Origin of the sequence: Arthrobacter sp. B3I4 (assembly GCF_030816855.1) — a bacterium.
Lineage (GTDB): Bacteria > Actinomycetota > Actinomycetes > Actinomycetales > Micrococcaceae > Arthrobacter.
The window spans coordinates 1,814,432-1,838,186 of record NZ_JAUSYK010000001.1 but is presented as its reverse complement, the minus strand read 5'-3'; the positions used below and the strand labels follow the sequence as shown (position 1 = coordinate 1,838,186).

General features: G+C 67.8%; 22 protein-coding genes. 8 read left to right on the top strand and 14 right to left on the bottom strand.

The genetic code is table 11. The features are described from left to right. Nucleotides 1–30: 30 nt before the first annotated feature. The gene (locus tag QFZ61_RS08655) at nt 31–741 is read left to right on the top strand and encodes a DUF4166 domain-containing protein (RefSeq protein WP_307035158.1); all 711 of its coding nucleotides are present in this window, start codon (nt 31–33) and stop codon (nt 739–741) included. A 4-nt stretch (nt 742–745) separates the two neighbouring features. On the opposite strand, the gene QFZ61_RS08650 is transcribed toward QFZ61_RS08655, so the two are convergent. The 8 genes from QFZ61_RS08650 to QFZ61_RS08615 all read right to left on the bottom strand — a co-directional run bounded on the left by QFZ61_RS08650 (nt 746) and on the right by QFZ61_RS08615 (nt 10,658). After that, a complete protein-coding gene (locus QFZ61_RS08650; RefSeq protein ID WP_307035155.1) occupies nt 746–1,777 on the bottom strand; it encodes a hypothetical protein in 1,032 nt (343 codons plus the stop codon). 2 nt (nt 1,778–1,779) lie between these two features. Then, entirely contained in the window at nt 1,780–2,208 is a 429-nt protein-coding gene (locus QFZ61_RS08645) for a chorismate mutase (RefSeq protein WP_307035153.1), read from the bottom strand. Between the two features lie 134 nt (nt 2,209–2,342). Beyond that, nucleotides 2,343–4,058: an ABC transporter ATP-binding protein gene (locus tag QFZ61_RS08640; RefSeq protein ID WP_307035151.1), complete on the bottom strand. Its 1,716-nt coding sequence runs from the start codon at nt 4,056–4,058 to the stop codon at nt 2,343–2,345. Beyond that, the gene (locus tag QFZ61_RS08635) at nt 4,055–5,089 is read right to left on the bottom strand and encodes an ABC transporter permease (protein WP_307035149.1); all 1,035 of its coding nucleotides are present in this window, start codon (nt 5,087–5,089) and stop codon (nt 4,055–4,057) included. Before QFZ61_RS08635 ends, QFZ61_RS08640 begins: the two co-directional genes overlap by 4 nt. Before the next feature lies 1 nt (nt 5,090). Next, the gene (locus QFZ61_RS08630; RefSeq protein WP_307035147.1) at nt 5,091–6,182 is read right to left on the bottom strand and encodes an ABC transporter permease; all 1,092 of its coding nucleotides are present in this window, start codon (nt 6,180–6,182) and stop codon (nt 5,091–5,093) included. A gap of 131 nt (nt 6,183–6,313) precedes the next feature. After that, nucleotides 6,314–7,948 carry an ABC transporter substrate-binding protein gene (locus QFZ61_RS08625; RefSeq protein ID WP_307035145.1) on the bottom strand — a complete coding sequence of 545 codons (1,635 nt, stop codon included), beginning with the start codon at nt 7,946–7,948 and terminating at the stop codon, nt 6,314–6,316. A 261-nt stretch (nt 7,949–8,209) separates the two neighbouring features. Beyond that, nucleotides 8,210–9,322, bottom strand: coding sequence for a tRNA 2-thiouridine(34) synthase MnmA (mnmA, locus tag QFZ61_RS08620; protein WP_307035143.1), 1,113 nt, complete (start codon nt 9,320–9,322; stop codon nt 8,210–8,212). A gap of 115 nt (nt 9,323–9,437) precedes the next feature. Beyond that, a complete protein-coding gene (locus QFZ61_RS08615; protein ID WP_307035141.1) occupies nt 9,438–10,658 on the bottom strand; it encodes a cysteine desulfurase family protein in 1,221 nt (406 codons plus the stop codon). Nucleotides 10,659–10,729: 71 nt separating this feature from the next. Between QFZ61_RS08615 and QFZ61_RS08610 the strand changes: the two genes are divergently transcribed. Continuing rightward, nucleotides 10,730–11,605, top strand: a complete 876-nt coding sequence (locus QFZ61_RS08610; RefSeq protein WP_307035139.1) for a DMT family transporter — start codon at nt 10,730–10,732, stop codon at nt 11,603–11,605. On the opposite strand, the gene QFZ61_RS08605 is transcribed toward QFZ61_RS08610, so the two are convergent. Beyond that, nucleotides 11,592–12,290, bottom strand: coding sequence for a metalloregulator ArsR/SmtB family transcription factor (locus tag QFZ61_RS08605; RefSeq protein ID WP_307035137.1), 699 nt, complete (start codon nt 12,288–12,290; stop codon nt 11,592–11,594). The genes QFZ61_RS08610 and QFZ61_RS08605 overlap by 14 nt on opposite strands. 91 nt (nt 12,291–12,381) lie before the next feature. Between QFZ61_RS08605 and QFZ61_RS08600 the strand changes: the two genes are divergently transcribed. The 5 genes from QFZ61_RS08600 to QFZ61_RS08580 all read left to right on the top strand — a co-directional run bounded on the left by QFZ61_RS08600 (nt 12,382) and on the right by QFZ61_RS08580 (nt 16,254). After that, complete coding sequence (locus tag QFZ61_RS08600) at nt 12,382–13,020, top strand: hypothetical protein (protein WP_307035135.1); 639 nt, start codon at nt 12,382–12,384, stop codon at nt 13,018–13,020. Further along, nucleotides 13,017–13,985 carry a J domain-containing protein gene (locus tag QFZ61_RS08595; protein ID WP_307035133.1) on the top strand — a complete coding sequence of 323 codons (969 nt, stop codon included), beginning with the start codon at nt 13,017–13,019 and terminating at the stop codon, nt 13,983–13,985. Before QFZ61_RS08600 ends, QFZ61_RS08595 begins: the two co-directional genes overlap by 4 nt. Before the next feature lie 68 nt (nt 13,986–14,053). Beyond that, nucleotides 14,054–14,521 carry a tRNA (cytidine(34)-2'-O)-methyltransferase gene (locus QFZ61_RS08590; protein WP_307035131.1) on the top strand — a complete coding sequence of 156 codons (468 nt, stop codon included), beginning with the start codon at nt 14,054–14,056 and terminating at the stop codon, nt 14,519–14,521. A gap of 244 nt (nt 14,522–14,765) precedes the next feature. Further along, on the top strand, nt 14,766–15,371 hold the full coding sequence (gene sigK, locus QFZ61_RS08585; RefSeq protein WP_307035129.1) for an ECF RNA polymerase sigma factor SigK: 606 nt from the start codon (nt 14,766–14,768) through the stop codon (nt 15,369–15,371). 10 nt (nt 15,372–15,381) lie between these two features. Next, entirely contained in the window at nt 15,382–16,254 is an 873-nt protein-coding gene (locus QFZ61_RS08580; RefSeq protein WP_307035127.1) for an anti-sigma factor, read from the top strand. Between the two features lie 10 nt (nt 16,255–16,264). On the opposite strand, the gene QFZ61_RS08575 is transcribed toward QFZ61_RS08580, so the two are convergent. The 5 genes from QFZ61_RS08575 to QFZ61_RS08555 all read right to left on the bottom strand — a co-directional run bounded on the left by QFZ61_RS08575 (nt 16,265) and on the right by QFZ61_RS08555 (nt 21,296). Continuing rightward, entirely contained in the window at nt 16,265–16,792 is a 528-nt protein-coding gene (locus tag QFZ61_RS08575) for a gluconokinase (protein ID WP_307035125.1), read from the bottom strand. Nucleotides 16,793–16,865: 73 nt separating this feature from the next. Next, on the bottom strand, nt 16,866–17,645 hold the full coding sequence (locus QFZ61_RS08570; protein WP_307035123.1) for a PIG-L deacetylase family protein: 780 nt from the start codon (nt 17,643–17,645) through the stop codon (nt 16,866–16,868). Continuing rightward, complete coding sequence (locus tag QFZ61_RS08565) at nt 17,642–18,601, bottom strand: electron transfer flavoprotein subunit alpha/FixB family protein (RefSeq protein WP_307035121.1); 960 nt, start codon at nt 18,599–18,601, stop codon at nt 17,642–17,644. Before QFZ61_RS08565 ends, QFZ61_RS08570 begins: the two co-directional genes overlap by 4 nt. A 15-nt stretch (nt 18,602–18,616) precedes the next feature. Continuing rightward, nucleotides 18,617–19,417, bottom strand: a complete 801-nt coding sequence (locus tag QFZ61_RS08560) for an electron transfer flavoprotein subunit beta/FixA family protein (RefSeq protein WP_307038074.1) — start codon at nt 19,415–19,417, stop codon at nt 18,617–18,619. 250 nt (nt 19,418–19,667) lie between these two features. After that, complete coding sequence (locus QFZ61_RS08555; RefSeq protein WP_307035119.1) at nt 19,668–21,296, bottom strand: S1C family serine protease; 1,629 nt, start codon at nt 21,294–21,296, stop codon at nt 19,668–19,670. 306 nt (nt 21,297–21,602) lie between these two features. Here QFZ61_RS08555 and QFZ61_RS08550 point away from each other — a divergent pair, with 306 nt between their 5' ends. Then, nucleotides 21,603–23,642, top strand: a complete 2,040-nt coding sequence (locus QFZ61_RS08550; protein WP_307035116.1) for a TPM domain-containing protein — start codon at nt 21,603–21,605, stop codon at nt 23,640–23,642. The last annotated feature ends 113 nt before the right edge of the window (nt 23,643–23,755 follow it).

Genomic DNA, 23,755 nt, shown 5'->3' with positions numbered 1-23,755 from the left:
CGGCGGCCCTGTAACCGCAAGGAGAATGCCGTGACCGGCTACGAACCGATTTACCAGCTCGGCCTGGGAAAGGACTTCTCCCGGCTGCAGCCTGAATTGCAGGAGTACTTTTCGTTGGCACCGGGATCCGGGAGGTACGGCGTCGGCGAGGGCGTCTTCGACGTCGTCGGCTGCCGGCAACGCTGGCTGCGGCCGCTGATCAGACTGGCCAGCGGCGAGCAGGCCTTCTTTCCTGAGTACGGGGAGGGCATCAGCTTCCGGATCGAGAACCACGCGCACCTGGATCCATTCGGGCGCCCGAGCCTAACCGCCCGGCGGGAGATCTTTTTCCCGGAGACCACCCGCGTTTTTTCCGACACCACCAGCCTGGACTCGTCCACCGGCACGCCCCGGCTGGTCGATTATGTCGGCCGTTACCGCCGGCTGGTCACCGACTTGAACCTTAGCGTGACGCCGGAAGGACGGCTGCGCGGCATCTCGGAGGTCTCCCGGCTCTTCCTTGGCCCGCTCCGGATACCGCTGCCGGGCATCCTTGACGCCAAAGCGTACGCAGAGCAATGGTGGGAACCGGCCGAGGGCCGGCACCGGATCCAGGTCAAGGTGATCCAGCCCCAGTTCGGTCTGGTACTGGTTTACGCCGGGCATTTCGACTATCGCCTCGAGCCGTACCCGGCCGGTGCTGGGACCCCCGGCCACCTTCCCGCACCGGCCCTGCCGACGCGCTGGGAACGCAGGGTGTAGCGCCCTAGCCGAGCGCGAGCTGGTTCAGCCCGTCGGCTATCTGGGTCAGCCGGGTCAGCACCGCCGTCGCGGACGACGGCGTGTGCCCGGCCAGGCCGCCGGAGGGTGTGACCCGTACGGAGCCAAGCGACGCGGGCGGCAACCCGAGCTGGCGCCAGGGCCGCCAGAGCGTTTCGACTGCCTGCGGCACCGCCGGGAAGGTGGCGACCGGATCGTCGACCGACAAAACACCGGCCCAGAGCTGCTTTCCGGCCTCTACCGCCCCGGCGAGTTGCTCCCACTGCCGGGAGGTCAGCGCCCGCAGCGGCACCGCGATCCCGTCCGCACCGGCGGCCAGGATCCGGTCAAAGGGCGCCTCGACCTCCGCTACCGCCACCACGACCTCCGCCGCGCCGGAAGCCCGCAGTGCGTCGATGACGAGCCGCCAGGATTCGGTGACCTCGGAGCCGGCCACGGCGCGCAGGGTCCGGTAGCCGCTGGACGTGGGGATGGTGCCGGCCATGACCGCGGCGATATCCGGTTCGTCGATTTGCACTACCAGCCTGGCGCCCGGGACCGCGGCGGCCACCCTGCGCAGGTGGCCACCCACGCCGGCCGCGAGCGAGGCCGCGAGGTCCCGCCGCGCGCCGTGATCGACGAGGGCCCGTTCGCCGCTATGCAAGTGCAGGCCGGTGGCGAGGTTGAGCGGGCCGCGCAGCTGGATCTTCAGTTCTGTGGCCGGTGATTCTTCGGCACCGGCGACGTCCGCCAGGACGTTGATGTCGGTGGAGAGTGCCGAACTCGCCCGTCGGTGGTCCTTGCCGGGCCGGTCCACCAGGCGCCAGCCGTGGGGCTGGACGTCGACGGCGAGCCCCTCCAGCAGCGAGGCAGTTCGGCCGAGAGCGTCGGAGCCGACGCCGCGGTCCGGGAGCTCGGCAAGGAAGGGCAGGTGCGGGCTGCCCAGTTCGCCGCGAATGATGCGGGCCGCTTCAACCGGGTCATCCCCGGGCCACGGTCCGAGGGCGGTGGCGGTGACCTGGCCGGGCGATTCGGGCACGGCTATGCCTCGGCGCTAACGGCCGGGTCCGCAATTGTCCGGCCGGCGGCCTCGGAGGCGGCCGCCTGGTGGTCTTCGGCGATGGCCTCGTGGTGGCGGATCACCTCGCCGATGATGAAGTTCAGAAACTTTTCCGCAAAGGCCGGGTCCAGATGGGCTTCGGCGGCGAGCCGGCGCAACCGCGCGATCTGAGCGGTCTCCCGTCCCGGGTCACCGGCGGGCAGCTGGTGCGCAGCCTTGAGGAACCCTACTTTTTGCGTCGCCTTGAAACGCTCGGCGAGGAGGAACACGAGGGTAGCGTCGATGTTGTCGATGCTGGACCGGATCGAGAGCAGTTCCGCCATCACCGCGGGATCCACCTGGCCGGCCAGCGAGCTGGCAGCGGGGTCGTAGGCATCGGCGTCGGGAAGGTTCTGGCTCTGCTCGGTCATTGATCCAGTCTAGGGGCTGGGCGGCAAATCCCCTGAGGTGTTAAGCAGCGGCCGACGGAGCCCAAAAGGGCATGTCCGCCGCTCAAAGTGAGCGGCGGACATGCCCATTCGTACCGGGGTCGTGCAGCCTGCAGCTAGGCCCCGAGCACCGCGCGGAACTCCTCACGGCGCCGGGCCTGCTCGTCCGGGTCGGGGACGGGCAGGGAGGCGATGAGTTTGCGGGTGTAGTCATGCTGGGGGTTGCCCATGACCTGGTTCCCGAGGCCCTGTTCCACCATCCTGCCCTTGTAGAGGACGCCCACCCAGTGCGAGAGGATGTCAACGACGGCGAGGTCGTGGCTGATGAAAAGGCAGGCGAAACCGAACTCGGCCTGGATCTCCTTGAACAGTTCAAGCACCTTCGCCTGTACCGACACGTCCAACGCCGACGTCGGTTCGTCGGCGATCAGCAGCTTCGGGTTCAGGATCAGGGCCCGGGCCAGCGACGCGCGCTGGCGCTGGCCGCCGGAGAGTTCGTGCGGGTACCGCTCGGCATACGACGCCGGCAGCTGCACCGACTCGAGCAGTTCGCGGGTCCGTTGGCGGGCCTGCGCCGGCGTCGGCTTCGTGTGGATGATCAGCGGCTCGGCGATGCAGTCGCCGATGGTGAGCTGCGGATTAAACGAGGCGGCCGGGTCCTGGAAGACAAAGCCGATCTGCTTGCGCAGCGGTTTGAAGGTGCGCTCCTTGAGATTGAGCATCTCGTAGTCGAGCACTTTCAGGCTGCCCCCCGTGGTCTTGTTTAGTCCCGCGATGGCGCGGCCGATCGTCGTCTTGCCGGATCCGGACTCCCCGACAAGGCCGAAGACTTCGCCCTCCGAGAGGGTGAAGTTCACCCCGTCCACGGCCTTGAACGCCGGGCTGCCCAGCCGGCCGGGGTATTCGATGGTGAGGTTCTTCGCCTCCACCAGCACCTTGCCGCCCTGGTGGGCTCGTTCGGTCATGCCGGCGGAGGCGGAGTTCCGCCCCAGGTGCGGGACGGCGGCGAGGAGCTTCTTTGTGTAGTCCTGCTTCGGGGCCGCGAAGAGCACCCGCGAATTCGCTTCCTCGACGACGTCGCCCTGGTACATCACGACCACACGGTCCGCGAGGTCGGCGACGACGCCCATGTTGTGCGTGATCAGCACGATCGAGGTGCCGTACTGGTCCCGGAGGTCGCGCAGGAGTTCCAGGATCTCCGCCTGCACGGTCACGTCCAGGGCCGTCGTCGGCTCGTCCGCGACAATGAGTCCCGGGTTGAGCGCCAGCGCAGCGGCGATGACGACGCGCTGCTTCTGCCCGCCGGAGAACTGGTGCGGGTAGTAGTTGACCCGCGTCTCCGGGTCCGGGATGCCGACTTTCCGCAGCGCGTCGATGGCACGGGCCTTGGCGTCCTTCGCGCTGACCTTGCCGCCGCCCTGGCGGCCGGCGTGGGCACGGATACCCTCGGCGATCTGCCAGCCCACGGTGAAAACCGGGTTCAGCGCCGTCGACGGCTCCTGGAACACCATCGCTACGTCGCGGCCCCGGATTTCCCGCAGTTTCGAGGCGCTCACGCTGATCACGTTGTTCCCGTTGATCAGCACGGCACCGGAGCTGATGGCCGTCTCCGGCAGCAGCCCCAGAATGGTCTTAGCGGTGACGGTTTTGCCGGAGCCGGATTCGCCGACGATGGCGACGACCTCGCCGGGGTTTACCTCCAGGCTGACGTCCTTGACGGCGTAGACGTCCCCGGCGTCCGTGGCGAAGGTGACCTTGAGGTGGTCAATATCCAGCACCGGTCCGGCACCACGGCCGTGCTGGTCTGAAACGGAACCGATGTTGGTGCTCATGAGTTGCTCACTTCCGCTGTGGGCGCCGCCTGCGAACCGGCAGCGCCGGATCCGCCGGTGTCCGGTCCGGTTTTACCGGAGGCAGCCTTCTTGCGCCCGCGCAGCCGCGGGTCGTTGAGGTCGTTGATGCTTTCGCCGACCAGGGTCAGCCCCACGACGGTGAGGACAATGGCCAGGCCGGGAAACACACCCGTCCACCAGATCCCCGACGTCGTGTCCGCGAGCGCCTTGTTCAGGTCAAAGCCCCATTCGGCCGCCGACGTCGGTTCGATGCCGAAGCCCAGGAAACCGAGACCTGCGAGGGTGAGGATGGCTTCCGAGGCGTTCAGGGTGAAGATCAGCGGCAGGGTGCGGTTGGCGTTCTTGTAGATGTGCCGGGTCATGATGCGGATGTTGGACGCACCCACCACCTTCGCCGACTCGACGAAGGGTTCGGCCTTCAGCCGGATGGTCTCGGCCCGGATGACGCGGAAGTACTGCGGGATGAACACCACAGTGATGGAGATCGCCGCGGCCAGGATGCCGCCCCACAGGCTGGAGCGGCCGCCGCTGATCACGATGGCCATCACAATCGCCACCAGCAGGGACGGGAAGGCGTAGACGGCGTCGGCGATCACCACGAGGATGCGGTCCAGCCAGCCGCCGATGTAACCGCTGAGCAGGCCCAGGATCACACCGATGAAGATGGACATGATCACGGCGACCACGATGACCATCGCGGCCGTCTGGGCTCCCCAGACCACGCGTGAGAACACGTCGTAGCCGCCCACCGTGGTGCCGAGCAAGTGCTTGCCGCCGGGGGCCTGCTGCGCCGGGAAGCCGCCGTCGGCGTCGGAAATCTGCGCGAAGCCGTAGGGGGCGATCAGCGGCGCGAGGACCGCGGTCAGCAGGAACAGCGTGGTCAGGATCAGGCCGGCGACCAGCATGCCGCGCTGCAGGCCGACGCTCTTGTTGAAATGGGACACGACCGGCAGCCGCCGGAACCATGGGTCCCTGCGGCTCTCTGCGGCGATGGTTGGTTCGATGCTCATGTCAGTACCTCACGCGGGGGTCGATCAGCGCGGCGACGATGTCCACGATGAAGTTGGTCACGGCCACGATCACGGCGAGCAGCACCACGATGCCCTGGACGGCCACGAAGTCGCGGGCCGTCAGGTAGGTCGCGAGCTGGAAGCCGAGGCCTTTCCATTCAAAGGTGGTCTCGGTCAGCACGGCGCCGCCGAGCATGACTGCGATCTGCAGCCCCATCACGGTGATGATCGGGATCAGCGCGGGCTTGTAGGCGTGTTTGGTGACCAGCCGGAATTCACTGACGCCGCGCGAGCGTCCGGCTTCGACGTAGTCCTTGCCGAGGGTGCCGATCACGTTGGTGCGGACCAGCCGCAGGAAGATGCCGGCCGTCAGCAGACCGAGGGCAAGGGCGGGCAGCACCGCGTGCGCGATGACGTCCCCGAGCGCTGCCATGTTGCCGCTGCGGACCGCGTCGAGCCAGTAGATGCCCGTGGGCGCCTGCAGCGCCGTGAGGGCCAGCTCGGTGGACGTCTTCGCCCGCCCCGCGACCGGCAGCCAGCCGAGCCAGACGGAGAAGGTCAGCTTGAGCAGCATGCCGGCGAAGAACACCGGGGTGGCGTAGCAGAGGATCGCGAAGATCCGCAGGACAGCGTCGGGAGCCTTGTCCCGGCGGTGCGCGGCGACCATGCCCAGCGGGATGCCGACGACCAGGGCCACCAGCAGCGCGTTGATGGACAGTTCCAGCGTCGCCGCCCCGTAGGTGGTCAGCATCTCCGAGACCTGCCGGTTATCCGAAAGCGTGGTGCCGAAGTCGCCGGTGATGAGCTGTCCGAGGTATTCGAAGTACTGCACGAAAATGGGCCGGTCGTAACCGGCGGCGTGGATTCGTTCCGCCAGCTGCTCCGGCGGGAGCCGGCCGCCGAGGGCGGCCGTGATGGGGTCACCCGTGATCCGCATCAGGAAAAACACGAGCGTGACCAGGATAAGGATGGTCGGGAAGATCAGCAGGAACCTGATCAGAATGTATTGGCCCAGTCCCCCACCGGACGCCTTCTTCTTTGTCGGCAATAGGCCGTCGGCATCGCTGGGCGGTGCCTCAATAAGTGTTGTCATTGGTACCTAAATCTGTGTTTCCGTCAGCTTCGTGGGCGTGGGAATCGGTTGTCCTGCCCTCAGCAAAAGAGGCGGGACGCCGCGCAGGCGCCCCGCCTCCATGGCTGGTCAGGACCGGATGGGGAATGGACCTACTTGGAAATCACACCAAGACGGGTCTTGAACGACGCATCCAGGGTCTTGTCGACGCCCTGGACGTCCTTGCCGGCGACCATGAGCTGGGCGCCCTGCAGCAGCGGCAGGGTGGAGAGGTCCTTGGCGACCGCCGTCTGGGCGTCACCGAGTACCTTCTCACGTTCGGCCTTGTCCACCGTGGTCAGCTGCTTCTTGATCAGATCAGTCACAGCCGGGTTCTCGTAGTGGTTCTTCAGGAAGTTCCCCGGGATGAAGAACGGGGTCAGGTAGTTGTCGGCGTCGGAATAGTCCGGGAACCAGCCGAGCTGGTAGACCGGGTACACGTCCTTGGTGCGGTCCTTGGAGTAGGTGACCCATTCAGTGGACTGCAGGTCGACCTTGAACAGGCCTGACTTCTCCAGCTGCTCCTTGATCATGGCGTATTCGTCGCCGGAGGACTTGCCGTAGTGGTCCGGGTTGTACTGCAGTTTCAGGGTTACCGGGGCGGTGACGCCGGCGTCGCTGAAGGCCTTCTTGGCCTTCTCAAGGCTGGGCTTGCCGTTGCCGTCGCCGTACATGTCCTTCAGCGGCTTGATGGCACCGACGAAGCCGTCGGGAACCACGGAGTACGCGGGCAGGTAGGTGCCCTTGTAGACCTGCGTGGCGATCGCGTCACGGTCGACGACGTCGGCCATCGCCTGGCGCACGGCGAGTGCCTTCTTCGGGTCGGCGTCGGCGGTCTTGGCGCCGAACGGCATGGTGTCGAAGTTGAAGACGATGTAGCGCAGCTCGCCGCCCGGGCCCTTGTGGACCTTGACCTTGGAGTCCTTTTCGAGGTCGGCGGCGTCGGTCGCGGTCAGGCTGCGGCCGGCGACGTCGATGTTGCCCTGCTGGACGTCGAGCTTCAGGTTGTTGGAGTCGGCGTAGTACTTGATCGTGGCGCTGTCGTTCGCCGGTTTGCCGAGCAGACCCTTGTAGTCGGGATTGGCTTTGAGGCTGACAAGTTCGTTCTTCTTGTAGCTCTCGATTGTGTACGGGCCGGCGAAGGGCTTGCCCTTGACGATGTCGTCGTCGCTCATCAGCTTGCCGGCGGCGAAGACTTCTTCGTCGACGATCGGGCCGGCGTTGGCAGCGAGCACGCCGGGGAAGACCTGGTCGTTGCCTTCCTTGAGCTTGAACACCACGGTGGAGTCGTCTTTGACTTCCACCGAAGCGAGGTTGCCCAGCAGGGAAGCCGGACCGTTGTCGTCGTTGATCTTGACGACGCGGTCGATCGAGAACTTCACGTCCGAGGAGGTCAGGGCATGCCCGTTGGCGAACTTGAGCCCGGACTTGAGCTTGACGGTGTACTCGGTGGGGCTGGTGAAGGAAGCGGATTCGGCGATGTCCGGGGTGGAGTCGGCCGTTCCGGGCTTGGAGTTCAACAAGAACGGGTAGATCTGGTTCATCACCATGAAAGAGCCGGCGTCGTAAGAGCCGGCCGGGTCGAGGGTGACCACCTTGTCCGTGGTGCCGTACGTAATGGCGCCTCCGCCTGAGGCGCTCCCGGACGCCGTTCCGCCGCCGGAAGGGCCGGTGCAGGCCGTCAATGCAAAGGCGGAAACCCCGGCAAGCGCGATGGCGCTCTGCAGGGCCTTTTTGTTCATTGCCATCTGTGAACTTTCTGTTCGATGAGTACTCGTGCGCCGCCGAAGTAGCTCGACTCGAAGGGCAGCACACTGTCCTGATTCCTAGATTCAACCAGAACACCGCGGCTGAGACCGCTAAATCCTGTGAAGTGAGACACAAAATTTATACGATCCGCGGGAACTCATCGTTTTCTTCGCCGCACGGGTCCGTTTCCGGCACTGATGCGGGGCGCAGACGGGTGCGCGCTGCAGCGGCGGTTAGAGGGCTGCGCGCCGCAGCGGCGGTTAGAGGGCTGCGCGCTGCAGGGAGCGGGCGGCGTCGATCGTGGCCTGGCCGAGGACTCGGCTGCCCTGGTACAGGACCACGGTCTGGCCGGGGGCGACGCCGCGCAGCGGCTCGGCGAGGGTCACCACCAGGTTCCCCTGGTCCATGCGGGCGGCCGCCGGCACCGGGTCGCCGTGGGCGCGGACCTGGGCGTGGCAGTCAAACTCCTCGCCGGTGGCAATTTCACCGATCGGCAGCCCGGCCCAGGAGACCTTAATGCCCCGGATCTCGTCAATGGCGAGCAGGGCCTCCGGACCCACCACCACCTTGTTTTCCTTGGGCCGAATCTCCAGCACGAAGCGCGGCTTGCCGTCGGCGGCCGGGGTGCCCAGCTTCAGGCCGCGGCGCTGGCCGACGGTGAAGGCATTCGCGCCGGGGTGTTCACCGACTTTGGTGCCCGACTCATCGACGATGTCGCCGGTGCTCATCTCGATCTTTTCGGCCAGCCAGCCGGCCGTGTCACCGTCCGGGATGAAGCAGATGTCATGACTGTCGGGCTTGTTGGCCACCGACAGCCCGCGGCGCTCGGCCTCGGCGCGCACCTCGGCCTTGGAGGGGGTGTCCGCCAGCGGGAACATCGAGTGCTTCAGCTGTTCGTGCGTGAGCACTCCCAGCACGTAGCTCTGGTCCTTGGCCCAGTCCGCGGCCCGGTGCAATTCCGGATTGCCGTCGGCGTCGGTGATCACCTTGGCGTAGTGGCCGGTGCAGACGGCGTCGAACCCCAGGGCGATCGCCTTTTCCAGCAGGGCGGCAAACTTGATCCGCTCGTTGCAGCGCATGCACGGGTTCGGCGTGCGGCCGGCGGCGTACTCGTCGATGAAGTCCTGGACGACGTCTTCCTTGAAACGCTCGGAGAAGTCCCACACGTAGTAGGGGATGCCGAGCACGTCGCAGGCCCGCCAGGCGTCGCGGGAATCCTCGATCGTGCAGCAGCCTCGGCTGCCGGTACGCAACGTTCCCGGCATGCGCGAAAGCGCAAGGTGGACGCCGACGACGTCGTGCCCGGCTTCGACGGCGCGGGCGGCGGCGACGGCGGAATCAACGCCGCCGCTCATGGCTGCAAGAACTCGCATGCTGGCTTTCTATGGGGAATGGGGAGTGCCGGCGTCGGAATAACACAACGCCCTGCCGCTCCAGTCTATCGCCACGCCGATTCACCGCCCAAAAGCGCGGAACGTGCAAGGGGGCTCAGCCGGGGGCGCCAGCCTGGGTGCCTGCCGTCTGGATGCTCGACACGTGCCCCGCCATGCCCGCCAGCCGGGCGCGCGCGTAGGCATCCGGCAGGGCGGCCAGCAGGGCGTCGACGTCGGCTTCGGAAGACAAATGGCCCAAGGTGAAGCGCTGGGCGCCGCGGGCGGTCTCCTCGTCCAGGCCCATGGCGAGGAGTACGTGGGAGGGCCGGGGAACGCCGGCGGTGCAGGCTGACCCGGTGGAGGATTCGACGCCGACAAGGTCCAGCAGGAACAGCAGCGAGTCGCCCTCGCAGCCGGGGAAGGTGAAGTGGGCGTTGCCGGGCAGGCGGCCGACCCCGGGGGCCCCGCGCAGCACGGCGTCGGGAACGGCGGCGCGGACACCCTCGATCAACCGGTCCCGGAGCCCCGCGATCCGCGCGGACTCTGCGGCAAGGTTGCCGGCGGCAGCCTCCGCGGCAGCGGCGAAGGCTGCAATAGACGCGGTGTCCAGCGTGCCGGAGCGCACATCGCGTTCCTGTCCCCCGCCGTGCTGGACCGGGGTCAGCTTCACGGCCCGGCCCAGGACCAGGGCGCCGACGCCGACCGGGCCGCCGATCTTGTGCCCGGAGATGGACATGGCATCCAGGCCGGAACCGCGGAAGTCGACGGGGACGGAGCCGAACGCCTGCACGGCGTCGGAATGCACCGGCACGCCCGCGGCGTGCGCCAGCCGCACGATCTCGGCGACCGGCTGGATGCTGCCCACCTCGTTGTTGGCCCACATCACTGTGACCAGGGCGATCGAGGCGGGATCCTCGGCCAGTTCCGCGGCCAGGGCGGCCAGGTCCAGCACGCCTTCGGCGTCGACGGGCAGCCAGCGGACGTCGGCGCCTTCGTGCCGCTCCAGCCACTCCACGGTGTCCAGCACCGCGTGGTGTTCGACTGTGGAACACAGGACGCGGGTGCGCCGCGGATCCTCCGCGCGCCGGGCCCAGTACAGGCCTTTGACGGCGAGGTTGTCAGCCTCAGTGCCGCCGGAGGTGAAGATGATTTCCGAGGGGTGCGCACCCGCGGCGGCGGCCAGCGCCTCCCGGCCGTCCTCCACGGCCCGGCGGGCGCGGCGGCCCGAACCGTGCAGCGAGGAAGGGTTCCCGGTCCTGGCCAGCTCCCGGGTCAGCGCGGCCAGCGCCTCGGGAGCGAGGGGCGTAGTGGCGGCGTGGTCTAGATATACAGGCACAGGTCAATTCTACCGTGGCAGTGCGGGGCCTTCCCGGCCGGAGGGTAGTGGCACTGCGGTACATTCAAGCGGTGAAAGCGCCCTTGTACCTTGTCCTGGCGACCCTCTTCTGGTCCGGCAACTACGTCGTCGGGCAGGCGGCGGTGGCCTCGATGACGCCCCTGCAGCTGACGTTTTGGCGCTGGGCCCTGGCCGCTGTGCCGCTGCTGGTCCTGGCCCACCTGGTGGAAAAGCCCGACTGGCGGACGGTGCTGCGCCGCTGGCCGGTGCTCCTGCTGCTGAGCGTGCTCGGCATGAGCGGCTATACCCTCCTGCTCTACAGCGCACTGGGCTACACGTCGGCATTGAACGCTTCCCTGATCACGGCCGCCAACCCGGCCCTGATCGTCGTCCTGGCCATCGTCGTGCTCGGCGAGAAAACTACGCGGCTGGGCTGGCTGGGCATCGGGCTGGGGATGCTGGGCGTGCTGCTGGTCCTGACCCGCGGTGAACTGGAACGGGTGGTGAGCCTCACGATCAACACGGGCGAGCTGATGATGACCGGCGCCATCGGGGTCTGGGCTTGTTACACCATCGTCGCCCGACGGCTCGGCGTTGCGCCCATCACCTCGACGGCGGTGCAGGTCGCCATGGCCACCGTGACGCTGGCACCGTTCGCCGTGGCACTCCACGTGCAACTGCCCTCCACCCCGGCCGATGCCTGGTCACTGGCCTACATTGCAGTCTTCCCGTCACTGGGCGCGTACCTCTTCTGGAACCTGGCCTTGAAGACCACCCCGCCCGGCACCGCGGGCAACTACCTGAACCTGATGGTGGTCTTCACGGCCGTCATTACAGTTGTGCTTGGCACGGCGCTGACACTGGTCCAGGTCGCAGGCGGCATCCTGGTCCTCGCGGGCGTCCTGTTGACCGGCACGAAGGGGCAGGCCAGGGTCAAAGCGGCCTGATCCTTGCGCAGCACTGGGCGGAGCCGGCGGAGCCCTGCGCCCTGAGCTCGTCAATTGCGAGTGGCTCCACCCGGTCCGGGTCGACGCCCCAGCCGGCCGCAGCTCCGCTCAGGAACGCACCGTTCATGGCACAGACCACCCCGGCGTGGCCCTCCGCCACGCGGTGGAAGGGGCAGTTGAGCAGCACCAGCCCGCCGCTGCCGTCGTCCGCCGGGCGGTAGCCTTCGGCCGCCAGCAGACCGGCGAAGTCCGGAGCGCCGGCCGCCTCCCCCGCCCCGAACCCGCGCTCATACGCGGCCCGCAGCAGCTCCTCGCGGGCGGAACTACCGTCGGCGGCTGACCGCTCAACCGCCGTAACCAGCAGTTCCGCGGCGAGGTCGTAGTTGCGCTCCGGAACGGAAGCGGACACCTCCTGTACCGCAGCCCGGTATAGCTTGGCCGGCCGGCCGGACCCCGGACCTGCCTTGTCGCCCAGTTTCCGGAACTCCACGCCCAGCAGACCGTCGTCGACCAGCCGGTCCAGGTGGAAAGACGCCGTACTGCGTGCCAGCCCCAACGCTCCCGCGGCATCGTCCCGCCCCACAGCCTGCGGCGCGGAGGCGACAAAGTCGAAGAGCCGACGGCGGTTCTCGTCGCGCAGGGAGGCGACGGCGGACAGCCTCCGGTTCCACGTAAATCGCTTCATGTCTCGAGCCTAACTCTAAAAACAAGATCCATTGCTTAACTTCTGATCCCATTCTAAAATCAGGTTACCTACTTTTAGAAGGAGCAATCCCATGAAATCTGCAACAACCCTCGCGACTCCTGCGTCCGCAGCCACGGCGGACCGGCAGCGGCAGGCGTTCATTTTGCTGCGCACGGTCTTCACCGCCGCGCCGATCATCTTCGGGCTGGACAAGTTCACCAACATCCTGACCGACTGGACTATGTATCTGGCCCCCGTGGCCACGTCGGTGATCCCGCTTCCGGCGCAGAGCTTTATGTATATCGTCGGCGTGGTCGAAATCGTCGCCGGCGTTGCTGTCGCGGTCCGGCCGCGCTTCGGATCGCTGCTGGTCGCCGCCTGGCTGCTCGGCATCATCATTAACCTGCTGGTGCTGGGCAGCTTCTTCGACGTGGCCCTGCGCGATTTCGGCCTGCTGGTCGGGGCGCTCGCGCTCAACCGGCTCTCCCCCCGGCAGGACCCGCTAGCGTCCTCCGCAGCCCGGCGATCCGCCGCCGCCCCTCCCGCCGAATGCGGGACAGGACGACGGCGGCCGGCGCGCGCAGGGGGCGGGCCGCCCGGCAGGCGCCGCGTTCTGCCCGCAGGGGAACCATCCACTGCCCCGCGCTCGTTATTCCCCCAGCCGGTTAAACTGGCCACGCCGGACGTCCCGGCAGGACTGGCTCCACTGACGCAAAGGAATCGCGCTTGACGCAGGGCAGCTCGCACTACCAAGTCCTCCGGATCCCCGTCACGGCGACGGACAAGGACATCAAGGTGGCGTACCGCAGGGCCGCCCGCACGGCGCACCCCGACCACGGCGGTGACGCCGCCACCTTCCGCCGGGTGACCCTCGCCTACGAGACCCTGATCGACGCCAAGCGCCGGGCTGACTACGACCGCTCCTACGGCAGTGGCACCGCCTATGCCAGCCGCACGGCACCGGCCGAGGAAGGCGCCCACTTCGATGCACCGGCAGCCGGCAGCCGGGCCTCCGCGCACGTCCGCCGTCCCAATGAGCCGCGAAACACCTCCGCCGACGCCCCGGTCTACGTCCCGTCCTTCGACGACGTGGCCGCAGCGGGCGAGGTTCCGCTGATCCCGGCGTCGGTGGCCCGCCAACAGATCCACGGCATGCCAAGGCGGCGCGGCATCTTCGGGGCGGAGGCACGCATCCAGCGCGAGATGCGGACGGTGCAGTTGATTACCCGGCAGATCCTCCCGGGCATTCCCGCCGCCCGCCTGATCAACGGCCTGCAGTCGCCGGCGGACAACAGCCACATCGACCACGTGCTGCTCTCCGGATACCGGATGGCCGTGATCGGTTCCATGCTGCTGCCGCCGGGTGCCTACGCCTGGAACGGGCACACCCTGAACCATGGCGGCCGGTCCGTCGCGCCGCCGCAGCTTGCCCACGTGGTGCGCCGGATGCAGGACATTTTCCCGGAGTTGAACGTCACCGGCTGGACAGTGGTGCACAGCAGCGACGGCAACCTCCACGAACCGGTGATCGACCGGCACGGCCGCTCCCGGGGCCGCGGGGAAAGTCCCGAGACCGTGCAGGTGGTCAACGGCGCCGGACTGGCCCGCGGCCTCAAGCAGTTCCTCGGCTCGGGACCGGCCCCCAACACCGTCAACGTACCGGTACTGGCGCGCCTGCTGCGAGGGATGCACTAGGCGGCATGGGCAGGGCGGAAAACACGGCCGTATGCACGGTCCCCGGGGCCGCTCGCTAGGATGGGTGGGTGTTCCGCATCCTCTTTCACAGCCCCGAAATCCCCGGCAATACCGGCAACGCCATCCGGCTGGCCGCCATTACCGGCGCCCAGCTGCACCTAATTGAGCCGCTGGGTTTCGATTTCTCCGATGCCAAGCTCCGCCGCGCCGGCCTGGACTACCACGACCTGGCCGTCGTGACCGTGCATCCGGACCTCGGCGCCGCCTGGGAGGCTCTGCAGCCCGAGCGGGTCTTCGCGTTTACCTCCGACGGCAATACCTCCTACACCGACATCAGATACCGTCCCGGCGACGTGCTGATGTTCGGCCGTGAATCGGTCGGGCTCTCCGAGGACGTGAAGCACGATCCGCACGTGACGTCCCGGGTCCGGCTGCCCATGCTGCCGGCGCTGCGCTCGCTGAACCTCGCCAACGCGGCGTCGATCGCGGTCTACGAGGCCTGGCGGCAGCAGGGCTTCGCCGGCGCGAAGCTCTAGGCGCGGACGCAGAGTCGGCCGCGGCCGGCAGGGCCGCTGCCGAATTAGCCCCGTGTTCCGCCCATCCTCCAGCCCGGCTGCCACGAACAATAGGTGAGACAACCTTCCAGGTAGGCGTCGAGGGAGCAAGGAGCCGCAGGTGAGCACACTACAGGTGGGCAGACCCCCGGCCGCCGGTGCGGCCGGCCGCGGAACACGCGGCACTGGCCCGGGATCGGCGGCGGGCGCTCTATGCTTGAAGGTGATGGAAACTCCGAATGCCCCGAACCCCGAGGCCGCCGCTCCCCCCAGCGCCTCAGCCGACGTAAACCGCCGGCTGGTTGCCTTGCTGGGGCAGATCGCCGCCGGGGACCAGGCCGCCTTCGCCGAGTTTTACCAGCTCACCTCGCGCCGGGTCTTTGGCATGGCGCGCCGGGTGCTGATCGACGCGGAACTGAGTGAGGACACCACCCAGGAGGTCTTTCTCCAGGTGTGGCAAAACGCGTCGAAATTCAACGCCGACGCCGGCACCCCGCTCGCGTGGCTCATGACGATTTCGCACCGCCGGGCCGTTGACAAGGTCCGCTCCTCCCAGTCCGCCAGCGACCGGGAAGCCAAATACGGCGCCAGCAGCCAGGAAGTCGACCACGACTCCGTTTCCGACGAGGTGGGCAGCCGGCTTGAAGCCGAAGCCGTGGTCCGGTGCCTGGACACGCTGACCGACACACAGCAGGAATCCGTCCGGCTCGCCTATTACGGCGGCCTGACTTACCGGGAAGTCGCCGAGAAGCTCAACGCGGCCGTCCCCACCATCAAGTCCCGCATCCGCGACGGACTGATCCGCTTGAAAACCTGTTTGGGGGTGAGTTGAGATGAACGAAATGAATCCACTGAACAGCGGCCGCACGCCCGGCGGCTTCTCCACCGACATCGCGGCAGACCTCAGCTCCGGCCGCGCCGTAGACCTCGCCGAAGTCTATGCGCTGCACGCCCTCGACGACGCCGAGCGCAGCGCCGTCGACCGCTACATCGCCGGAGCCGCGCCCGCCGAGCGCGCCGAGTTCCAGAAACGTGTCCTGCAGGCCCGTGAAACGCTGACCCTGAGCTTCACCGCGGAGGAGGAGCCGCCGGCCGGGCTCTTTGACCGCATCGTCGCCGCCCTTCCGGCGCAGCAGCCCGGCAGAACCGGTGAAGGCCTCCCCGCACCAACTGTTCCCCCCGTCGTCGCGCGACCGGTCCGGGATCAGGCCGGGTCTCCGGTCCCGGACGAACTCGGCGCTGCCCGCCAGCGCCGTGAGGAACGGCGCCGGCCCCAGGGCATGCGCAACTGGCTGGTCGGCGTCGCCGCGGCGGCTCTTATCGCGGTGGGCGGGGTCGGCGTCGGCGCCTATGTCGCCAACCAGAACGATCCGCTCAACCAGGTGATGCAGGCCGGTGACGTCCGCAAGGCCACGATCGAGGTGAAAGGCGGGGGCACGGCGTCCCTGACCCTCTCGTCCTCGAAGGACGCCGCTGTGGTGAAGATGAATGACGTCCCGGCCCCGCCGGCCGGCAAGGTCTACCAGATGTGGCTGATCCCCAAGGACGGCTCCGCGCCGGTGTCCAAGGGGTTGATGGATGCGGAAGCGCTGTCCAAGCCGGCTGTCGTTACGGGCATCGGCTCCGCGGCATCCCTGGGAATCACGGTGGAGCCGGCGGGCGGCTCCAAGATGCCCACCACACCCACCGTGGCCAACGCCCCGCTTGGCGCCTGAGCCGGTAGGGCTACCGCCCGGCGGCTTCCCCGAGGTGGAGGCGGTCGATGATTTCCTGGGCTTCCTCCGCCGGGGTCGCGCCGACACACAGGGTAAGGAAGTCCTCATCCTCGGTCGGGGCCTCCAGCGCGTCGAACTGTGACTCGAGCAGGGCCGGCGGCATGAAGTGCCCGTGGCGGGACGCGAGCCGGCCCGAGATCCTGTCCTTGCTGCCTTCGAGGAAGACAAAGACGATGCCCTCCCCGCGGAGGACGTCGCGGTACCGCTTCTTCAACGCCGAGCAGGTCACGATGCCGGGCGTGCCTGCGGCCCTGTGCTCCCGGATCCACCCCGCGATGCTGTCCAGCCAGGGCCAGCGGTCTTCATCAGTCAGCGGCTGGCCGGCCTGCATCTTGGCCACGTTGGAGGCCGGGTGCAGGTCATCACCTTCGGCGAAGTCCCAGCCAAGCCGGCCGGCCAGCAGCCCGGCAACGGTTGACTTGCCGGAGCCGGAGACGCCCATGATGACCAGTACGGGCTGTTGCGCAGTCTTCGCCATTAAAGTCTGCCTTCCATAAATAAATATGATTTAAACATGGCCAGCATATGGCAGGCGGCAGCCGCGGGCAAACCTAGAAACCGGCGATGGTCCCGGGTCCGTTGACGGCCACCACGTGAAAGGCCTCGGCGCTGCGGCCCGGCGCCAGTCCTGCGCGCTCCGCGTTGGCCAGCATAAGGCCGCGGACGGTGCGTTCCATCGCCCCGGCGTCGGGATGCTGGCTGACGTGGATGTGGATGGCCGCGACCTTGTCCTCGACGTGGTCGGTGACGTCAACGAAGTGGTTATCACGTTCATCCGGCCCCGCGAACAGCCAGAGCCAGGGCAGTTTGTACGCGTCCAGCCCTGCGGCTGCCAGTTCCGGGTAGGCGAACGGGTTTTCCAGCGCCGGATAGACCGCCCGGGTCACGGCCTCCCCCACTGCCAGGTGGTCGGGGTGGCTCTTTTGGATCCGGTTCCAGTTGCGTTCCGGGTGCATCGCCAGCACGACGTCGGGACGGACGTCGCGGATCAGCCGCACCACCTCGCGGATGACCTCGTGCGAGGCCTCGAGGTAGCCATCGCGCTGGTGCAGGTACCGGATGTCGGTCACCCCGACGAGGGCAGCGGCGCGCTGCTGCTCCTCGATGCGCAGCCGGACAATCTCGTCGCGCCGCTCCGGGTCGAAGCCTCCGGCATCACCGTCGGTCATGATGCAGTATGAGACCTGCACGCCGGCCGCAGTCCACGCGGCGATGGTGCCGGCAGCGCCGAAGTCGATGTCGTCCGGGTGGGCGGCAAAACACAGCACCCGCTCAATCCCGGCGCGCTCCGCGTCGAACGGGCTCGGGGCCGTGGCGGCCTCCGTGCTCAATGGCCACCCCTCCGCTTCTTAATCTCTTCGGTGGCTTGCGGCAGCACCTGGAACAGGTCGCCCACAATGCCGAAGTCGGCGATCTCGAAAACCGGCGATTCGGCGTCCTTGTTCACCGCAACGATGACCTTGGCGGTTTGCATGCCGGCTTTTTGCTGGATGGCGCCGGAGATCCCGGCGGAGATGAACAGCTGCGGCGAGACGGTCTTGCCGGTCTGCCCCACCTGCGCATCGTGGCTGATCCAGCCGGCGTCGGTGGCCGCCCGGGAGGCTCCGATGGCTGCGCCGAGGGCGTCCGCGAGGTCTTCCAGCGGCCCGAAGTTCCCGTCCACGCCGCGGCCGCCGGCCACAACGATCCGGGCCTCGGAAAGCTCCGGGCGGCCGCTGGCGCTTTTTTCCGTCCGCCCAGTAATCCGGGCGGACGCGGCGGCGGCGGTGTCCGGCACCTCGACGGTGGCGGCTCGCGGTGCCGTGCCGGTGACCGCCGGCTCGGGGAGGGTGCTGTTGGGCTTGACGGTGAGTACGGCCACCGGCGTGGTGGCCCTGGCCGTGCTGCTGTACGAGCCGGCGAAGACCGACTTGTGGGCGGTGCCGTCGGGATCCACCGCGACGACGTCGGTGATCACGCCCGCACCGAGCTTGATGCCCAGCCGGGCCGCGACTTCCTTGCCCTCGGCGGAGTTCTCAACCAGGACGATGCTTGCTCCGGAGGTCTGCACGGCGGCGGCCAGGTAGGAGGCCTTGGGACCGACGAGGTAGTCGTCCAAATCGTCAGCGGAGGGCCGGTAGAGGCCCTGCACGCCATACTCACCTAGCGCCGCCGCGACGTCGTCGTGCAACTCGCCGTTGAAGGCCACGGCCGGCTCCCCGAGAGTGCGGGCAATGGTGAGCAGCTCAAGGCTGGACTTCTTCAGCGCCCGGCCGGGGTTGTCGATGAATACCAGTACTTTTGCCATGTTCGGATAATCCCCTTAGAGCAGCTTCTGGGCGGCCAGGAACTCGACCAGCTGGAGGCCGGCGTCGCCTTCGTCGGTGATGATGGTGCCGGCGGTGCGCGGCGGGCGGGCCTCGGCGGACTCGACGGCGGTCCAGGACCCGGCCAGTCCCACCATGCCGGGGTCGACGCCGATGTCGGCCAGCGTCAGGGTGGTGATCGTCTTCTTCTTGGCGGCCATGATGCCCTTGAAGTTCGGGTACCGGGGCTCGTTGATCTGGTCGGTGACGGAGACAAGTGCCGGCAGGGCGGCCTCGACCGTGACCGCGTAGGTGTCGCCCTCGCGCCGGGCCGTGAGCCGGCCGCCGTCGACGTCGAGGGAAGCGGCAAAGGTGACCTGGGGCAGGCCGAGACGCTCGGCGAGCTGGGCCGGGACCAGCGAGGTTTCGGCGTCGGTGGAGGCCATGCCGGTCAGGACGAGATCGGCGGCAGCGTCTGCGCCCAGGTGGCGGATCGCGGCGGCCAGCGCGAAAGAGGTGGCGGAAGCGTCCGAGCCGGCCAGCGCTTCGTCGGTGAGGTGGACGCCTTCGGTGGCGCCGATCTGGAGCGACTTTTTGACCGCGTTGACGGCACCGGCCGGGCCCATGCTAAGGGCGATGACTTTGTTCCCGGCAGCCTCGCCGCCGCGTGCTTCGATCAGCTGCAGTGCGGCCTCGAGAGCGTATTCGTCCAGCTCCGAGAGAATGCTTTCGGACCGGTCCGTAGTGTTGTCCGCGCCGCTGAGGTGGCGGTCGAACTGCGCGTCCGGTACATGCTTGACCAGCACAATGATCTTCAGGGTGTCTTCCACTGTGGTTACAGCAGCCTTCCGTGCGGGTGGGACGGCCAGCCGGGTCGGGTTGGCCAGCAAACTTCCGGGGGCCGGTTGCCCCTAACTAACCATATAGCCCGTCCGCGGGCGGTGCGGGGTCAGTGGCGCTGCCGGCAGCGCTCCGGCGGGGAAAGGAAACGGCGCTTTCTGCGGTACGCAACGGGGCCGGGACGCACCTGAGCGTGCGTCCCGGCCCCGTTGTTGAATGCCGCCCGGCCTACAGCTCCGGGGCAGCTCCGAGGGTCACGTCGAGTTGCTTCTCCTGGCCGCCCCGGAGGACGGTCACCTTGACCGTCGCCCCCGCTGCCTGCTCGCGCACCGCGGCGGTCAGCTGGTTAGGGTCGCTGATGGCCAGGTCCTGGAACTTCGTCACCACATCGCCGACCTTGATTCCGGCCTTGTCAGCGGCCGAGCCGGGCTCGACGGTCGCAACGTCGGCGCCGACCGAGAAACCGGAGGAGGACGCGCCTGCAGGCTTGGACTTGACGCTTACGCCCAGTTGGCCATGGGTTGCCTTGCCGTTGCTGATAATCTCCTGGGCCACCCGCTTGGCATTGTTGATCGGGATGCTGAAACCGACGCCGATGTTGCCGCTGCTGCTGCCGCTCGAGTCCCCGCCGGCTGAGGCGATGGCGACGTTGACGCCAATAATCTCACCCTTGGCGTTGACCAGGGCACCACCGGAGTTGCCCGGGTTGATGGCCGCGTCCGTCTGGATCACGTTGATCGAGATGCTGCCCTGGTCTGCGGTACTCGGCGCCTGGCCGCCCCCGGGAGGGGCGAACTGGAAGCCCTGGTCACCGCCCTGGGATTTGTCAGCACCGTCCTTGGGCGCTGCCGAGGAGGCCACGCTGATAGTGCGGTTGAGCGTGGAGACGATGCCGTCAGTGACGGTTCCCGTGAGTCCAAGCGGAGAACCGATTGCGACGGCAGTATCGCCCACATTGAGTTTGCCGGAGTCGCCGAGCGTGGCCGGTACCAGCCCGGAGGCGTTGTCGATCTTGATTACGGCGAGGTCCGAAAGCGGGTCGGTGCCCACGATCTTCGCACTGTAGACCCTGCCGTCACTCGTGCGGACCTCGACGGCGGCCTTGGCCGTCTTGCCGTCCAGCGTGACCACGTGCGTGTTGGTGAGGACGTGGCCCTCACCGTCGAGGATGATGCCCGAGCCCGTTCCACCCTCGGAGCCGCTGGTGGCCTTGATGGTCACGACGCTCGGTGACGCCTTCAGGGCGGCGGCGGTGATCGCGTTGACGTCTTCCTTGTTGTTGACGATCACGGTGCCCGGCTGGCTGGTGCTGCCCGTCGAGGCGAGCGGACGGTTGCCCATTAGGGCGGTGCTGCCCGCCACCACACCGCCGCCGACCAGGCCTGCGGCAAGGATGCTGGCCACGAGGGTGGGAACACCGAAAGCGGCCTTCCGCTTGGGGGCGTTGCCGGCGTGGTTGTACGCGTTGTGGGGTGCCGGACCGGTCGGAGGCTGGTTACCGTACCCGCTGTACTGGCTCTGCCCGTACCCTGCGGGCCCCGCTCCGGAATGATTCGGCTGGGCCGGGCCCTGGGCAGGGCGGCCGTTGTCAGGCTGATGGGCCGAAGCGCCGAACTGGGTGTCGGGAACCCCATGCTGGCCGTAGGCCGGCTGGCGCTGCGGGTACACCGGATGTGGAGCGCCGCCCGCCGGCTGGTCGAGCCTCATAGTCGGGTTCTCCTGCGCCGAACCCTGCGCCGCTGCATCCTGCGCCGACGCGCCATGCGGTGCCGCGGGGTTACCCGCGGACTGGTCGGCCGGCTCGCGGTGCGCCTGTGAGGGATCCGGTGACGCGCCCTGCCTTGGGTTCTCAGTCATGGGACTTCCTTTCATCCTTGTCTGCAGTTAACTATGGTGCGGCAGGCTGGTACAAGAGCGGGCATTTGCTGGGAGGTTCCTGAACGCTGGCAAGGACCTATTGGCCCCGCAGGGTTCCGCTCACGGCAGCCGCCAGCCGTTTCGCTGGTGGCATATTCGCTGCTGTGGACGCCCCCCGGGGTGCACCATAGAATCAAATGGAATTGCCACAGCGACCTGCGGCTTTACACCTGCGTGGGGGCGCTGCTGCATTCTGAGACGACCGGTTCGGCCTGTTCCGGTCACAGAAGTGCTGAAGGGTTGCAGATGCGGTCAATGATGAAACGATTCCTTGCGGGCCTTGGCGTCGCCGGACTGCTGGCCCTCCCCGCCGCTCCCGCGCTCGCCGAAGACCCGGTGACCATTCCGTCCGGGCAGAACGTCGTGGACAGCGGAAATCTGCTGGGCAGCCGCAAGGGCGAAGTTCAGGACGCGGTGCAGAAGCTCCTGAAGGACCACAAGTACAACCTCTACGTCGTCACGGTGAAGAGCTTTACGAACCCGGCCGACCCGAAGGCCTGGTCCCAGGCCGTGGCCACCAAGAAGGGCATGGGCCGGGCTGACGTTATCCTCGCCATGTCGGACGAGGGTAAGTATTACTTCTCCCCCAACTCGGCCAGCGCGATCTACTCCAAGACCAGCACCATCAGCCAGAATGCCATCGTCGCGAACCTGGCCGGCGGCAAGCGTGACTTTGCCCAGGCCGCCATTGACACCGCCGCGGCGGTGGGCGACGCCGCCGGTGGCGGCAGCGGATCGGTTCCCTCCGGCGCCGGAAACGGCGCCCTCGTCGGCGTCGGCGTGGTGGCCGCCGGCGGTGTCGGAACCTACCTTTATTTGCGCAGCCGGCGAAAGAAAGCCGCGGGGACCAACACTGCCGGCTACGGCCCGCAGGGCGCCGAACTGGACCCCCTTGCCGGGCTGAGCGTCACGGAACTGCGGCGTAAGAGCGGGTCGCTGCTCATCGAGGCCGACGACGCCATCAAGTCAAGCGAGCAGGAGCTGGGCTTTGCCCAGGCGCAGTACGGTGATGCCGCCGTCGGTAACTTCACAACGGCACTGCAGGAGGCCAAGGCTCACATGACCGAGTCCTTTAAACTTCAGCAGCAGCTCGACGACCACATCCCGGACACTGAAGAGCAGCAGCGGACCTGGCTGGGTGAAATCATCCGCCGGTCCGAAGCGGCATTGGCTTCGCTGCAGGAACAGAAAGCGGATTTCGATTCCCTGCGCGAGCTTGAGAAAAACGCCCCGCAGGCCCTGGCGGCCGTCGGCGCCGGCGCGAGGGAGGCCGAGACCCGGATTGCCGCAGCGGAGCAGTCCCTGACCGAGCTGCGGGCCAAGTACGCCGAGAGCGCCCTGACGCAGGTGACGGACAACATCAGCCAGGCCAAGGAGCGGCTGGCCTTCGTGCAGAACGCCTCCGGCACGGCCGGGGACAAGCTCGACGCCGGTGAGGGCAGCCTCGCCGCCGTCGCCGTCCGGGCCGCCGAGGAGAGCCTGCACCAGACCAACGTGCTGCTCGGCGCCATCGACAAGGTCGCAGCGAACCTCAACGAGGCCCGCAACGGACTCGAATCCGCCGTCGTCGATACGTCCCAGGACCTGGCTCAGGCGCAGGCCATGATCCGGGCGGGTGCGCACCCCGAACTTGCCGGACCGGTCGCCGCCGTGGAGGCTGCCCTGGCCCGGGTGAAGGCCGAAATGAAGGCCGGCAAAATCGACCCGATCGCCACCCTGGAGCGTGTGGAGGCCGCCCATCAGTCCCTCGATGCGGCCCTCACCGGCATCCGGGACCAGCAGGAGCAGGCACGCCGGGCGCAGGCCTCGCTGCAGCAGAGCATCATGTCCGCCCAGGCGCAGATCGGTGCCACCTCGGACTACATCACCGCACGACGCGGCGGCGTCGGCACGGAAGCGCGCACCCGGCTCGCGGAGGCGCAGCGCAACCTCGACTACGCCCTGTCGATCTCCCGCACAGACCCGGTCACCGCCCTTCAGTACGCCCAGCAGGCGCACTCGCTCGCCGCCCAGGCCGCACAGCTGGCCCAGTCAGACGTTGACCAGTTCGGCGGCTACGCGAGCCAGGGCTACGGCCGCGGCGGGATGTTTGGCGGCGGCGGGGGCGGCGGCCTCGGCGGCGCCATCCTCGGCGGCATCCTGATCAACTCCATCCTGCATGGCGGCGGAGGCGGCGGCTGGGGCGGCGGAGGCGGCTGGGGCGGCGGCGATTCCGGCGGCGGCTGGGGCGGCGGCGACTTCGGCGGCGGCGGCGACTTCGGCGGCGGAGACTCCGGAAGCTTTTAGCCGCCCGGCTACAGACTAGACGCCGGCAACGACCGTAGCCGGCGGGTAGAAGCGGTACATTTCACTGTTCACCGAATTCAGTGGCCACCACTGGACAGGACGAAAGGTAACAC